Here is a 13,770-nt window from a genome sequence, read left to right as displayed (position 1 = left end):
GATCGCACCTACTACTCCACTTCCAGACCAAAAACCCCTTAACCAATACAAGGGGCACTCCTACTAAAAAAGCAGCATGAATTCGCCTTAGCTTAGCGACGCAAAAACATTCCCTGAGAACGTGGCATAACCGATTCAAATCCGTATTGTGCATAGAGCTTCGAGGCTTCTCCATCTGCAATCAGACTTACATAAGCCTTGTCAGGTACAGTATTAAGGAACTCCCTGATTTCCCGCATGATCAGCTTTCCCAAACCTCGTCCTTGATGTGAAGGCTTGACCGCGATATCCGTGACCTGAAAAAAGCATCCCCCATCGCCAATCACCCGTCCCATCCCGATTAAGTTATTCTCCTCATACAAAGTTACCGCAAAAATAGAACGAGGCAAACCGATCGCTGCACCTTCCACACTCATTTCACTCAGCCCAGCTTCTTTTCTCAGCGCCAAATACTGTTCCACTGAAGGCTGTTCATGGCGTATATCAAGCTTACTAGTTGTTTCCATCCGCACTCCTCCGTTCAGCATTGCTGTTCCCACTATATACGACTGCATGGTTCACAGGCAAGGCTCACTGCTAGGGATGTTTTTGAAACTGAGGGATAAGCATTATATTCTTGAATTCCTTTACTGACTGTGTGGAATAGTATCTGTAACAATATTTTTAAAAGGGTGGGTGAAGCATTATGTCTCCTGTAGCCAAGCTGTTTAAATGGGGAACATGCCTTTATGAAGCTTTTCTGGCTCTGCCGTTGATTGGCGGACTCTTTATCATTGCTAATGGTTGGGTCCCTTTGGCCATTGCCTTTTTGCTTCATGCTGTAGCCGTTGTTGTGCTGCAAAGAGAACATAAACCATTCATGGGGAACGTTCTGGGCATTATCACCTCGATTTTAGCTTTTGTTCCGATCGTTGGTTGGATTATGCACGCCATTACTGCGTTCATCCTGTTGATGGAGGGCGTATCCGCCTCACGCCAAGCCCCTCGTTATTAACAAACGTACTGCGTCATCAAAATATGTAGCTATCCCACGGGCCGAATCATTTGTAAAAGTCGTAAAAAGACAGATCATCCTCTGCGACCTACCTACGGATCCAGATGACGTATTGTGTGTTCTTACTCATGGGCGGTCTGCTTCAACACTCATCATTCCTGCGACTTACGGACACAGATGACGTATTGTATGTTCTTACTAATGAGCGGTCTGCTTCAACACTCATCATTCCCGGCGACTTACGGACCCAGATGACATATTGCTGTGTTCTTACTCATGAGCGGTCTGCTTCAACAATCATCATTCCCGGCGACCTGCGGACCCAGATGACATATTGCTGTGTTTTTACTCATGAGCGGTCTGCTTCAACAATCATCATTCCTGCAACCTAGGGACCCAGATGACGTTATTTGCACCTTTTCAGCTTTTGGAGCGTGGTTTCGGACTCCAGGGACGTTATTGCTTAGAATCAGGTCCATATGTGGTGTTTTTTATGCCAATAGCGGCTATGCGGTCCGTTAGCGGGGCAAATGTGGCATAATACTGCGTTTAGTGTCAACTGAGTCCGATGGGGTGCGTCATATGGTGCGTCATACGTGCCAAATATCAAGCATACGAAGAAAAAGGAGTTGCCCCAGCAGCCATTTCGTGGCTTATGTGACAACTCCATAATCTTTTATCCAAAAAGATGATATATACCTTTATGATTGCCCAGAGATTGAATCAACGTCCCGCCGATTGAGAATCGGCCCGCCGGCTGCCGCTTTCACCAATATAACGTCCATTTGCGTTGCCACTGCTATTCTCAAACCGTTTGCGTTCCGTACGCTCCATCTGAACAATCTGACCTTCATGAACCACAATATGCAATGAGCCAAATTCCATATCATCCAGAAGTCCTGCAATCCGCGTAAGCCATAAATCGTCCACTTTCAGCGGTTTAGCCATTCTCTAGCCTCCCTTTCTCACCAAAGGATTATATCCGCCTAAATTCCTTTTTTCCTCAATTCCGTTATTACCAACCAGTATACTATGAATTAACTTAGCATGGAACTAAAAGTCATGTCAATGGGCATTTTTTCGCGACAACCAGCTTTTAATAATCATCGTTACCAAAGCCAATAACAGGAGCAAAGAAGCTACTGCAAAAGATGCTGAAAATTGATATTCGTTGTACAAAATCTCAACATGCAGCGGCAGCGTATTCGTCTCCCCACGGATGTGCCCGGACACCACAGAAACCGCACCAAACTCACCCATGGCCCGCGCATTACACAAAATAATGCCGTATAGTAACCCCCATTTAATATTAGGCAGCGTGACTCTGAAAAAGATTTGCCACCCATGTGCGCCGAGTGTAATTGCCGCTTCTTCCTCCTGTGTACCCTGATCCTCCATCAGCGGGATTAACTCACGCGCTACAAAAGGAAACGTCACAAACAACGTGGCTAGCACGATACCCGGAAGCGCAAATACGATCTTAATATCATGGGCGCTCAGCCAAGGGCCAAACCATCCGTTTGCTCCGAAGACGAGTACAAAGATTAGGCCGCCGATGACTGGCGAGACTGCAAAAGGGAGATCAATCAAGGTGATCAGAAACCCTTTGCCGCGGAAACGGAACTTGGTTACAGCCCACGCCGCTGTTACACCAAAAAAGGTATTCAGAGGCACAGTTATCGCCGCAACAAGCAGCGTCAATCGCAGCGCTGAGCGGGCATCCGGATCAGTCAGGGCAGCAATATATACGTCCCAGCCCTTCTTAAGTGCCTCGGTTAACACAACAACTAATGGCAGAGCAATCAGCCAAAAAAGGACTAGCCCAGCCGCTCCGATCAACACCCATTTTACAATTGGGGTTTCCGTTGTCGCGGACGAGGACGCATTCTTTTGTAGCCGGGGGGTATGGAGAGGGACGGTACCGGCCAAAATTATTCCTCCTTTAAAGGGTTTTACGAAGACAAGATAGCTTGGAAAATTCAGTATCGACGGCAGATATCGAGTGTCTCCGAGTAAGTTTGAACATGTTCGGACGTCTGCTGTCATGGCAATTACCTCAACGAGAAGTCTTACGAACCCAGCGCTGAAGTGTGTTAATAACAAGTAACATTAAGAAAGAGATGAGGAGCAATAGCAGGGCTACGGCGGTAGCTCCGGCATAATCATATTGCTCCAGTTTAGACATAATAAGCAGCGGAGCAATCTCCGTCCTCATCGGCATGTTACCGGAGATGAACACGACGGAGCCGAATTCACCGATGCCCCGAGCAAAAGCTAGAGCAAAACCTGTTAGCAATGGCGGGAACAGCTCGGGCAGGACTACTGAGCGAAAGGTTCTCCAGCGGCCTGCGCCAAGGGTTGCCGAAGCCTCCTCCATATCTCTGTCCAAATCCTCCAGCACCGGCTGCACCGTCCGGACAACGAACGGTATGCCGATGAACATCAAAGCCAAGGTAATCCCGAGCGGAGTGAATGCCACCTTTAATCCCAGCGGCTCAAGCCAAGACCCAATCCAGCCATTGCCTGCATAGAGCGCCGTCAAGGAGACACCAGCTACAGCTGTCGGCAAGGCAAACGGGAGATCGATCAGCGCATCAAATATTCTTTTGCCCGGAAATTCATAACGTACCAGTACCCACGCCAGCAAAAGACCTAGAATTGCATCTACAAAAGCAGCCGCAGCAGCTGTCGACAGGCTCACACGATACGAAGCTAATACCCGCGGGTCCGTAGCTACATCCCAGAATTTCGCCCAGCTCAGACCTGTAGAATTGAACAGTAGCGCCGAAAGTGGCAGTAGAACCACTAGACTCAGGTATAAAACACTGTAGCCCATCGTCAGCCCGAAGCCGGGCAGTATTTTGCGCCGCGTTGCTGCTGGTGCAGCCGTAGTGGTGACATTCATCCCCTATTCATCCTTTCTCGCCTTCGGCCTTTTAGCCGATCAGCCCCTACCGGGACAAATCTCAATGATCATATCCTGCATTTCATTCATCTGTTATTTGGCACCCGGCACATAAATCTTGTCAAAGATCCCGCCATCATTAAAATGCTTCTCTTGCGTTTCTTTCCAGGTTCCGAATTTGTCAGCCAATGTAAACAGCTTGATTTCCGGGAACTTATCTTTGTATTCTTCTTTCACACTATCTAATGTAGGACGGTAATAGTTCTCAGCCGCGATTTTTTGTCCCTCTTCACTATAGAGATACTTCAGGTACGCCTCGGATACCTCACGCGTGTCTCTTTTGTCCACAACCTTATCTACTATAGCTACTGGCGGTTCAGCCAGAATGCTCTCCGAAGGATTCACGATATCAAATTTGTCTGGTCCCAGCTCTTCCACGGATAAATAAGCTTCATTCTCCCATGCGATCAGCACATCACCAATTCCACGTTCCACAAACGTTGTCGTAGATCCACGCGCGCCGGTATCCAGCACTGGCACATGCTTGAACAGTTCTTTTACAAATTCCTCAGCCTTAGCCTCATCGTTATTGTTCTGGTCTAGTGCATAACCCCAAGCCGCCAAGTAGTTCCAGCGTGCTCCACCTGATGTTTTCGGGTTTGGTGTAATAACCTCTACGCCCTCTTTGAGCAGATCTGGCCAATCCTTGATTCCTTTCGGATTCCCTTTGCGTACAAGGAACACGATAGTCGAGGTGTAAGGCGAGCTGTTATGATCGAATTTACTTTGCCAGCCCTCGTTGATCAGTCCCTTTTCCTGCAAGGCATCAATATCATAACCAAGTGCTAATGTCACAACATCCGCTTCCAGGCCATCAAGCACAGCACGGCTTTGTTTCCCCGATCCACCGTGGGATTGTTTAATGGTGACCTTCTGTCCTGTTTCTTTCTCCCAATAGGCAGCAAAAGCTTTATTATAATTCTCGTACAATTCGCGAGTAGGGTCATAAGATACGTTCAGTAGTTCTACTGGATCTTTAGATGGAGTTTTGGTGGCTTCAGCCGCATTTGTGGCCTCCGCTGAATTGGTTGTTGCTGGTGCGTCTGTTGCCGGACTAGCACTATTGCCGTTATTGTTATTACTGCCGCAAGCAGCAGTAAGCCCTGCCGTCAGCAACAAGCTAAACCCTACAAGAAGCCCTTTATTCATCTTTTTCTTCATTTTTTCCACTCCCCCATGTTTTTTCGTACCAGACAAACCCTTGGGTAACACAAAAAGAACGGAGGAAAGCCTACGTATGGCAGGTCAAACCGGTCCTAAGACCGTGTCTGCGAGCCTAATGCAGGCGTTCCTCCGTTCGTACGGTAAGAACTTTCTTCAATTATTCCTATCTACTTAGTTGGTTTATATGGATATAATACTGAAACCCTTTAACTGTGTCAAACCTTTTTTTCCAGCCTATGTCAAAGAAAACTCACACACACCACACCATACAAGCTATGGGGTCGGTTCCTGTAAGATCCACTTGTTATTGATGCTATAAAGTAATATTATTGCTACAGCTTATGGGTTAAGAGAAATTACCGCTTTATGTCAGGGGAGAGAGTCATGGGTATGGATTTAGAGTACGTCCCTGCGCCGTTGAAACCGCGGCTCCACAGACGTATGGCTCAAGAAATTGGACGAAGAATTAGGGGAACCTACCGTTACGATACAGCAGTTTGGAGAACAGCTATAGCCGGTCTGTGGATAGTATGCTTTTTAGCCTTTAGTACTGCCGTGTTAGGCATTCCTACTGGATTAGGTAAACCTACCGATATCGCTCTTGCTGCAGGTGCAGGCACTGTCCTGCTGGCGATTTCCGGCAATATCTTGGCTGTTCTGCTAGCGTTGACCGGACTGCGTATCCCAAGATTATTCGCAGGCTGTGTATTGAGTGATTTTGGAGCTATTCTACTAATCTTATATTATGCAGATTTTGAAATTGAGGCTGCGGTTGTCATTGCGGTCGTGCTTGCACTGCTAGGAGCACTAGGCGGATTAGCCATTGGCCTGCTCCGCAGCAAAAGAATAACATTAGGACTTCTGCTAACAGTGGCAGTGACTTTTTCCCCACTTGCGCTGGCAAGCGGAGTGCAAGAACTGCCTATTTCAGAGTCGGTCGACATCAACGATACGGAAGTTGTTCCACTTACAGCCTCCGATCCGGGAAAACCAGGTAATCTAGCTTATCAGACCTTCACCTATGCCAGTGGTACCGATCTACATCGTGCCGAATACGGTAAGGATACAAGCTTGATATCCTCTACGGCCGATGCTTCTGCTTATATTAAGGATTGGTCAAAGCTGCGCACTTTATTCTGGGGTTTCGATTATAAGGCACTTCCCTTGAATGGTCGCGTATGGATGCCAGAAGGCGAAGGCCCATATCCAGTAGTACTGATGGTGCACGGCAATCATATGATGGAAGATTACTCTGATGGCGGGTACGCTTATCTTGGCGAACTATTGGCAAGCCGGGGATTTATCGCGATCTCGCTCGATGAGAATTTTCTGAATTATTCTGCTTGGTCCGGTATTCCGGACAATGATTTTAAAGTACGGACTTGGATCCTACTGAAACATTTAGAGCAGCTAGCAGATTTTTCAGATGATCCGAGCAGTCCTTTTTATCAGAAAATAGATTTCACAAAAACCGCCCTGCTCGGCCATAGCCGCGGAGGACAAGCCGTAGCTATGGCCGCGGATGCCACTCGTTGGTTCAAGGATGATCCGGTGATGGCGGCAGTTAATCGCTTTAATATAACCTCTGTAATCGCGCTTGCACCAACGGACAAAACGATAGATGACCAGCAAGCCCGTCTCAAAGACATCAATTATTTGACCCTGCAGGGAGCCCGCGATGGAGATGTACATGATTTCTATGGTGATCGGCAGTATATACGTACCTCCTATTCCCAAGGATCGTCTGCTTTCAAAAGCTCGCTGTATATTGCGGACGCCAATCACAGTCAATTCAACAGCGATTGGGGCGGGTATGATCAGACCTTGCCAGCTGGACTCTTTTTAAATCGGGCACAAATCATGGATGCAGACAAACAACGGCAAATCGCTAAGGTCTATGTATCAGCTTTCTTGGAGACCACCTTGCATAAAAAAGAGGAATACCAAAGCTTGTTCCGGGATTATCGCAGCGGGCTGAAGTGGTTACCAGATACCGCCTACTACAATCGATTCCAAAGCGGGGGATATCGTCCTGTAGCCACATTCGACGATGACCGTAACAAAAACACAGTAGAACTAGGAACAGCAGAAGCATCGGGTGTTTCTTGGTCAGAAGAGCTAGCTAAAGACCGGGAGTCGAAAAGCAAAGCCACCTATGGTGTTGTCCTTGAACGCACAGCCAGCAAAAACGAAGAAGCTTATTACAACATTAAGCTTAACGACAGTGTCCGTACTGAAACTGCTCTTTTAGGGGCAGATGGCCTTACGTTCTCTATGGCAAATCTGAATGGTGACATTAGTGAAGAAATGGATGTTCCACTACCTCCAAAGGTTGAGGTGGAGTTAACTGACCATAATGATACCTCAGCCCGCTTGACGCTGGATGAAGTAATGGACATACTGCCGCTTCCACAAACTCAGTTCACGTTATTCCCATGGCTTGAAGAGCGGATAAACGATGGCAAATACGGTGACCTTTCCGAAGCTGTATTTCAAACCTACGAGATGCCGTTCGAACAATTTCAAGAGGAAGAACCAGAGCTGGATCCTGACAACCTGACGGAAATCACCTTCTATCTTGATGAAGAAGGCGACCGGATCATGCTGGATGACATCGGTTTTTACGATTTAGGTATCCGAAATACATTTTAAAAAATCACTTGCTATTATCCTTAGGTCTTCATTTGCAAAATAGGGCTATTCCCAACCTCCACTCACGAAAAAATGAATGGATACGGGAATAGCCCTTATTTTTACGACATACAATAACCTAGTCTCAGCCTACAACGCTTGCACACAAACAGGTGACTTCATTTCCAATTCATTTCCTGTAGGGATTAATCTGCCACTCTCACTATCGATGGAGAACGAGGTAATATTATCACTATTCTGATTAGCAGCAAGCAGCTTATCCCCAATAATTGCAAAGTTACGCGGAGTACGCCCGCCGGTACCCTGCCAATCCACTGCTTCAAGCAGACCCGTTAATTCATCGATATGGAACAGGGCGATACTGTCTTGTCCCCGATTGGAGACATACAGGAATCTGCCACAAGGGGAGACATGAATATCGGAAGCTGTATCGTCACTACCGGCAGTATAATTATCAGGAAGCGTGCTAAGATGCTGTAAAACATTTAGATTTGCATCCTGTTCATCATTAGCAAATGCCGTTACTGTACAATTCAGTTCATTCGCCAGGTAGATCCATTGTCCAGAGGGATGCACCGCCAGATGACGTGGACCTGAACCAGGTGGCAGATTAAGCTCACGATGTTTTACCAGTTTGCCCTCTTCAGGGCGATAGATCACAATTTGATCCAGTCCCAAATCGCACACCAGCACATGTCTACCACTTGCGTCCGGAATGACAGAGTGCGGATGCGGAGCCTCCTGACGGTCTTCACGAATGCCTGAACCCACATGTTTTACTTGGTCGGACATCTCTTGAAGCGAACCATCTTCATTTACAGGAAAAGCATTAACATTGCCTCCCGAGTAATTGGAGACGAATATGTAATCTTCCTTAGGACTAATGGAGACATAACAAGGAGCGCCACCTTCCGTAGGACGACTTCCAAGTGATTTCAACGCTTTAGTTGCAGGATCAATTGCATATGCGTAAACCTCACCTTGATCCTTCTCACTAACTGCATACAACACGCTGCCTGCTTTATTCACAGCTAAAAACGATGGATTCTCAATTCCCTCGGTACCCTCAAGAATTCTCATTTCCCCCGACAAAAGACTAAGCGCACATAACTGAATCGCCTTCTCGTTCTCAGAGTTATACGTTCCTACATAAAACAATGCCTCATTAGCCCGTTCCATAATAGTGGCTCCTTTATCTTTTATGTATTGTATTACTTCTTACTTACCCTTTACTAATAGGGGTTTACTCATAATTTTATAATATTTTTTCACTATAGCATGTTTATAGTTGTAATACATTATCGAAACTGCATTTAGAGCCTACTTCCTAACCATTCCGGAAGAAGTAAGTTTTTCCATGTGGTTTAAAGATGGTCACAAAGGTTAATAGTAGACATCGCAAACAACAAAACGAAGGAGTTGAAGTAACATGAGTTTTCTATGGATGTTAATCGTTGGTGGGGTTATTGGTTGGTTGGCTGGTCTGATTATGGGCAGAGATATTCCTGGTGGTGTTATCGGTAATATCATCGCTGGTATTATCGGTTCATGGCTGGGTGGCGTGCTTCTGGGAAGCTGGGGACCTAAAGTAAGTGATTTCTACTTCTTCCCTTCTTTGATCGGTGCCGTTGTGCTGATCTTTATCGTGAGCCTTATTCTTCGCTCGACAAGTGGACGCAGCCGTTCGTAAGTCTGGGCTGAGATAATAATATTCACATCAATAAATCCTCGTCAGAGTATGCTCTGGCGGGGATTTTTGTATGTATCGTTCCTTTAAGAAAAAATTCCTCTGCTGGAATTGTTGCGGGGATGGAGCCAATACACTTCAATGTTTTGCCATCGTTTTTCTGTTATAATGAAGATACAAGTGACTGAAATCATAGAGAGGTCGTGTATCATGGGTAACATAAACCCCTCGCTTCTACATATTGGCTCCACATTAGGGGCTTTGTTCATGGCGCTGATGGTTATTTTCATTCGTCTAAAAGCAAGCGCACGTCCGGTTACTATTCGAAAAATATGGATTCCACCTCTCGGTATGTCGACGGGTTTTGCCATGTTTGTGGCACCTGCGGTCAGATTCCCATTATGGTGGGCGGCAGTCGCCTTTTTGATTGGCTGGTTCATCTTCGCGTATCCTCTTATACGCAGCACCCACTTTGAACAACGTGATGGACAAATTTACGCTCAACGCTCCAAGAGCTTTGCGTTTATCCTGCTCGGACTTCTTCTAGTCCGCACTTTACTCCATGAATTTATTAACCGTTATGTGTCTATTCCACAGTCCGGTGGTTTGTTCTTTATTTTAGCCTTCGGCATGATTGTTCATTGGAGATTTTTTATGTTCAAGCGTTATAAGGCTATGACCTCCTCGGGAAGTCTGCTGCCGCAGCCATGATTATCAATAATAATCCTAAGAAGCCATCTCAGGGTTCTTACCCGATATCCTTGAGATGACTTCTTACCTCTTGTAACTCAAGCTTATGTTCTCCTCTGCTTTTTTCTACTTTTCACCCTTTTCTGACATCAATTAGCCATCCTCTTATTACATCCTCTTTAAGCACTTTACATACACTATAGGGATAGATCTCCTGAAATAACTAACTCATCATGTCACCTATTCAGCATTAAACAGAAGAAATATAATCTTTGTAAGTCCGATGTCAGGTAACTTGCGAAGGGATACGTTAAACTATAAGCATACCTAACGATAAGCTTCCAAAAGACCTTAATGCTGAAATAAATATCATTTGGAAGCCTATACTGCGTATAACTTTTAGAGAGTGAGGACAAGGCAATTGAAAAGTAAATCGAGAAAAGTAGCCATCGTCGGGGCCGGAATGGTGGGTTCAAGCTGTGCTTACTCCATGGTTAATCAGGCCATTTGCGACGAAATTATGATGATCGACCGCACCTATGATCGGGCTATGGCACAAGCACTTGATCTCTCGCACTGTATGGATTTCACAAGCACACGCACAAAGGTGTATGCCGGAGCCTATAGCGATTGTGCAAAAATGGATGTCGTTATCTTAACCGCTGGCGCTAATCCAACAGCCGGGCAGACCCGACTTGACGTATTGGAAGCCTCTGCGGTTATTACTCGAGAAATCATTACCAACATCATGGCTGGGGGATTTGATGGAATTTTCGTAGTCGCCGCTAATCCGGTCGATATTGTCACTTATATGGTCTGGAAAATATCAGGTCTGCCTCGCCACAGAATTATTGGTACCGGGACCTCCATTGACTCGTCGCGCCTAAAAACCCTGCTCTCCGATGTGTTCTCCATTGACCCGCGCAGTGTTAATGGCTACGCCTTAGGTGAACATGGCGAATCCCAATTTGTAGCTTGGTCCCATGTAACAATTGGCGGCAAGCCTATTCTGCAAATTTTAGATCAGCATCGCGAGCGGTTCCCGCATTTGGATCTGGAGGATATCTCCCGCAAGACAAAAGATGCCGGCTGGGAAATTTTCACCCGTAAAGGCTCCACACATTTCGGGATTGGCAGCGCACTTGCCTACATTACCCGTTCGATCCTGAATGATGAGCACAAAATTATCGCCGTATCCGCCATTCTGGATGGAGAGTACGGACATAGTGGTGTATGCACGGGCGTGCCCGCCATCATAGGCAACACTGGGATTCAAGAGCTGCTGGAGCTTAATTTAAATACAGAGGAAACCCAGAAATTGAACCACTCCTGCAACATTGTACGTGCAGGCATCGAGAGCCTACAGCTGGAAGACAGCGTTTAATTCATAAAAAAATCGCTACTTTGGGAATGGGTGAGATCACCTACCAGCTCCCAGAGAGCGATTTTTTGTATTATTAGGAGATGAATCTCAGTTTATCTCCTACTTTTTAAACTTTTCGATTTCTTCTTTCAGCACAGACATCACTTCATTAAGTGATTCCGCGGAGGACACGACATCCTTCATAATCTCTGTCTGCTCCGCTGAAGCTAAGGAGACCGCCTGAGCATTCTCAGCAGATTCTTTAGCTATTCCGAGCATATCGGATATAGAAGCCGTTATTTCTTCCGTGCCGGCTGACATCTCTTCATTAATTGCTGACACATCCTGTATTTGCGACGATACTTCACGGATCGAAGAACGGATATGATCAAAGGAAACACCGACGTTTTGCATTTTCCCCATTCCATCGCCAATTTCCTCAATACTCTTCTTCATGGAATCCGCTGCACTTGTTGTTGAAGACTGAATGCCGCCGATTAGCTCCACTATACTAATGATGGAACTGTTCGTCCGCTCTGCTAACTTCTTCACCTCATTCGCAACTACACCGAAGCCACGACCATGTTCTCCAGCTCTGGCAGCCTCAATAGAAGCATTCAAAGATAATAAGCTTGTCTGATTGGATATCTCAGAAATTACATCCACAATTTGTCCGATTTGTTCCGATTGCTCACTTAATTTCCCAATCATCTCGGCAGTCTGATTAGCTGTGGAACTGATAACAGCCATCTGTTGCAGTGTAGATTGGATTTCCAAATAGCCACTCTCTACTTCTGAGTTGACCGTCTCAGCCTGATCTGATACCGCTGCAGAGGACTCAGCAATACGTTGCAAACCTACGGCCATCTCTTCCGTTGCTCTTGCGGATTGCTCGGAGCCTCTAAATTGCTCTTCCATTCCTTGAGCTACTTCTTGGATAACTGTGGCAACCTCTGCTGAAGTATAGGACGAACGTTGAGCCGATTTCAGCATTCCTTCTGAGGAATAAGCAACCTCCACTACTGTTGTATCAATCTTGTTGACAATACCGGAGAGTGTCTCAATCATATCATTGATATTTTGACTCATCTCGCCGATCTCATCTCCGGACTGCACTTTAACCCTCTCATTCAGATGACCCTCTGCCACCTTTTTCATAGTCGAGGAAATAGCTTTAATGGGTCTAACGATAAGACGAGTAAGGTACAGTGAAACAAAAATTATGACAAGTATAACTGCCAGTAAGATGAACATTGCTGTTCTTTGTGCAGAGGTCACTTTGGCAAAAACCTCTTTCTCCGGCACTGTTACAAGAAGCTTCAGATCAGTATCTGGAATTGTCTTAAAGTATGTAATGACTTTCTTACCATCTTCGCCCTTATAAGTTTCGGACCCCTCTTTGTTGCTCAAAATCTTGTCAACGACCTTCTGAAGAGCCGGCTCTTTAGCGTAATCGGTAATTTTTTTGCCCATACGACTGACGTCTGGATAAGTATAATACATGCCATCATTTGAGATTACGTATCCAAATCCGGTATCCGCCATAGTAATTTCATTACTCATTTGGGCAAGAACTTCAGGAGTAATCGAGAAGACAATACCTCCCATAAATTGCTTATCCTTATCCATGACAGGAACTACGATTGGAATGATATATTTATCAAGCTGCTCCAGATAGGACATTTCCCCCAACACAGGCGCATGTGTTTCTTTCGCTTTCAAGAAATAGCTCGCATCTGCTACATTTGCGGTCATGTTCATCATATTGGTTAACTGGCCGTCTTTACTGATGACACTGTAACCTTCTGTCTCACTGTCACTTTCCTCCAGCACTTCTATCACAGGGAAGATACTTGCCGGATTTGTAAAATCGAACTCAGGATGCTGGGACACCAGATCCTTTACGGACGAGGTTTTGTTGGATAGCCACTCATCCATCCGGAATGTGTTCGTATTAATGGTGTCCTGCGCCATTTGCTCACTGTCTGTGCGTGTGACATTGCCGAAATAATCAAGTAAAAATATGGTCGCTACCATGAGCGGCACGATTGCAATAGCTAATATAACAGATGACCACTTAAGTTGAATTGACGTCGCTTTTCTCTTCGTTACATTTTTTCTCATTTTTTTCATCTTGTTTCCTTTCATTTCATTTTCATTCACGATGAAATAGCCTCCTCACTCCATTTGTTATAATATCTCCTGATGTGGATATATCTTCTATATCGGCAAAAATAGACAAATTCTTTGCTGGA

12 protein-coding genes are annotated in these 13,770 nt (G+C 45.7%); 5 read left to right on the top strand and 7 right to left on the bottom strand.

The features are described 5' to 3' along the window. Nucleotides 1-92: 92 nt before the first annotated feature. Nucleotides 93-506, bottom strand: a complete 414-nt coding sequence (locus NSQ91_RS02310) for a GNAT family N-acetyltransferase (protein WP_081383325.1) — start codon at nucleotides 504-506, stop codon at nucleotides 93-95. Between the two features lie 179 nt (nucleotides 507-685). Here NSQ91_RS02310 and NSQ91_RS02305 point away from each other — a divergent pair, with 179 nt between their 5' ends. Next, nucleotides 686-994: a hypothetical protein gene (locus NSQ91_RS02305; RefSeq protein ID WP_076134873.1), complete on the top strand. Its 309-nt coding sequence runs from the start codon at nucleotides 686-688 to the stop codon at nucleotides 992-994. Between the two features lie 723 nt (nucleotides 995-1,717). On the opposite strand, the gene NSQ91_RS02300 is transcribed toward NSQ91_RS02305, so the two are convergent. From NSQ91_RS02300 to NSQ91_RS02285, 4 genes are all read right to left on the bottom strand, one after another. Next, nucleotides 1,718-1,942, bottom strand: a complete 225-nt coding sequence (locus NSQ91_RS02300; protein WP_076101319.1) for a YezD family protein — start codon at nucleotides 1,940-1,942, stop codon at nucleotides 1,718-1,720. Between the two features lie 117 nt (nucleotides 1,943-2,059). Continuing rightward, nucleotides 2,060-2,923, bottom strand: coding sequence for a sulfate ABC transporter permease subunit CysW (gene cysW / locus NSQ91_RS02295; RefSeq protein WP_076101318.1), 864 nt, complete (start codon nucleotides 2,921-2,923; stop codon nucleotides 2,060-2,062). 127 nt (nucleotides 2,924-3,050) lie between these two features. After that, nucleotides 3,051-3,899 carry a sulfate ABC transporter permease subunit CysT gene (cysT, locus tag NSQ91_RS02290; protein WP_076124574.1) on the bottom strand — a complete coding sequence of 283 codons (849 nt, stop codon included), beginning with the start codon at nucleotides 3,897-3,899 and terminating at the stop codon, nucleotides 3,051-3,053. Between the two features lie 93 nt (nucleotides 3,900-3,992). Next, entirely contained in the window at nucleotides 3,993-5,120 is a 1,128-nt protein-coding gene (locus NSQ91_RS02285) for a sulfate ABC transporter substrate-binding protein (RefSeq protein WP_036682645.1), read from the bottom strand. 387 nt (nucleotides 5,121-5,507) lie between these two features. On the opposite strand from NSQ91_RS02285, the gene NSQ91_RS02280 reads away from it, so the two are divergent. Next, nucleotides 5,508-7,775 (top strand): alpha/beta hydrolase family protein, encoded by a 2,268-nt coding sequence (locus NSQ91_RS02280; RefSeq protein WP_076304331.1) that lies wholly within the window; start codon nucleotides 5,508-5,510, stop codon nucleotides 7,773-7,775. Nucleotides 7,776-7,904: 129 nt separating this feature from the next. On the opposite strand, the gene NSQ91_RS02275 is transcribed toward NSQ91_RS02280, so the two are convergent. Next, nucleotides 7,905-8,954: a lactonase family protein gene (locus NSQ91_RS02275; RefSeq protein ID WP_076304330.1), complete on the bottom strand. Its 1,050-nt coding sequence runs from the start codon at nucleotides 8,952-8,954 to the stop codon at nucleotides 7,905-7,907. A 250-nt stretch (nucleotides 8,955-9,204) separates the two neighbouring features. Between NSQ91_RS02275 and NSQ91_RS02270 the strand changes: the two genes are divergently transcribed. From NSQ91_RS02270 to NSQ91_RS02260, 3 genes are all read left to right on the top strand, one after another. Further along, nucleotides 9,205-9,465 carry a GlsB/YeaQ/YmgE family stress response membrane protein gene (locus NSQ91_RS02270; RefSeq protein ID WP_036682650.1) on the top strand — a complete coding sequence of 87 codons (261 nt, stop codon included), beginning with the start codon at nucleotides 9,205-9,207 and terminating at the stop codon, nucleotides 9,463-9,465. A 207-nt stretch (nucleotides 9,466-9,672) separates the two neighbouring features. Continuing rightward, nucleotides 9,673-10,173 (top strand): CcdC family protein, encoded by a 501-nt coding sequence (locus NSQ91_RS02265; RefSeq protein ID WP_036682651.1) that lies wholly within the window; start codon nucleotides 9,673-9,675, stop codon nucleotides 10,171-10,173. A 400-nt stretch (nucleotides 10,174-10,573) separates the two neighbouring features. Next, nucleotides 10,574-11,536, top strand: a complete 963-nt coding sequence (locus NSQ91_RS02260; RefSeq protein WP_076304329.1) for an L-lactate dehydrogenase — start codon at nucleotides 10,574-10,576, stop codon at nucleotides 11,534-11,536. A gap of 99 nt (nucleotides 11,537-11,635) precedes the next feature. Here the strand turns inward: NSQ91_RS02260 and NSQ91_RS02255 are convergent, their stop codons facing one another. Beyond that, entirely contained in the window at nucleotides 11,636-13,678 is a 2,043-nt protein-coding gene (locus NSQ91_RS02255; RefSeq protein ID WP_256716032.1) for a methyl-accepting chemotaxis protein, read from the bottom strand. Nucleotides 13,679-13,770: the final 92 nt, after the last annotated feature.

Origin of the sequence: Paenibacillus sp. FSL R7-0048 (assembly GCF_038004505.1) — a bacterium.
GTDB classification, from domain to species: Bacteria; Bacillota; Bacilli; order Paenibacillales; family Paenibacillaceae; genus Paenibacillus_AQ; species Paenibacillus_AQ odorifer.
The sequence above is the reverse complement of the archived record's forward strand: the minus strand, read 5'-3'. Positions and strand labels throughout refer to the sequence as shown.

Excerpts from the sequence above, each read along its gene's own strand:
- NSQ91_RS02310 (WP_081383325.1), bottom strand. The coding sequence starts at position 506 with ATGGAAACAACTAGTAAGCTTGATATACGCCATGAACAGCCTTCAGTG.
- NSQ91_RS02305 (WP_076134873.1), top strand. The coding sequence starts at position 686 with ATGTCTCCTGTAGCCAAGCTGTTTAAATGGGGAACATGCCTTTATGAA.
- NSQ91_RS02300 (WP_076101319.1), bottom strand. The coding sequence starts at position 1,942 with ATGGCTAAACCGCTGAAAGTGGACGATTTATGGCTTACGCGGATTGCA.
- cysT (WP_076124574.1), bottom strand. The coding sequence starts at position 3,899 with ATGAATGTCACCACTACGGCTGCACCAGCAGCAACGCGGCGCAAAATA.
- NSQ91_RS02285 (WP_036682645.1), bottom strand. The coding sequence starts at position 5,120 with ATGAAGAAAAAGATGAATAAAGGGCTTCTTGTAGGGTTTAGCTTGTTG.
- NSQ91_RS02280 (WP_076304331.1), top strand. The coding sequence starts at position 5,508 with ATGGGTATGGATTTAGAGTACGTCCCTGCGCCGTTGAAACCGCGGCTC.
- NSQ91_RS02275 (WP_076304330.1), bottom strand. The coding sequence starts at position 8,954 with ATGGAACGGGCTAATGAGGCATTGTTTTATGTAGGAACGTATAACTCT.
- NSQ91_RS02270 (WP_036682650.1), top strand. The coding sequence starts at position 9,205 with ATGAGTTTTCTATGGATGTTAATCGTTGGTGGGGTTATTGGTTGGTTG.
- NSQ91_RS02265 (WP_036682651.1), top strand. The coding sequence starts at position 9,673 with ATGGGTAACATAAACCCCTCGCTTCTACATATTGGCTCCACATTAGGG.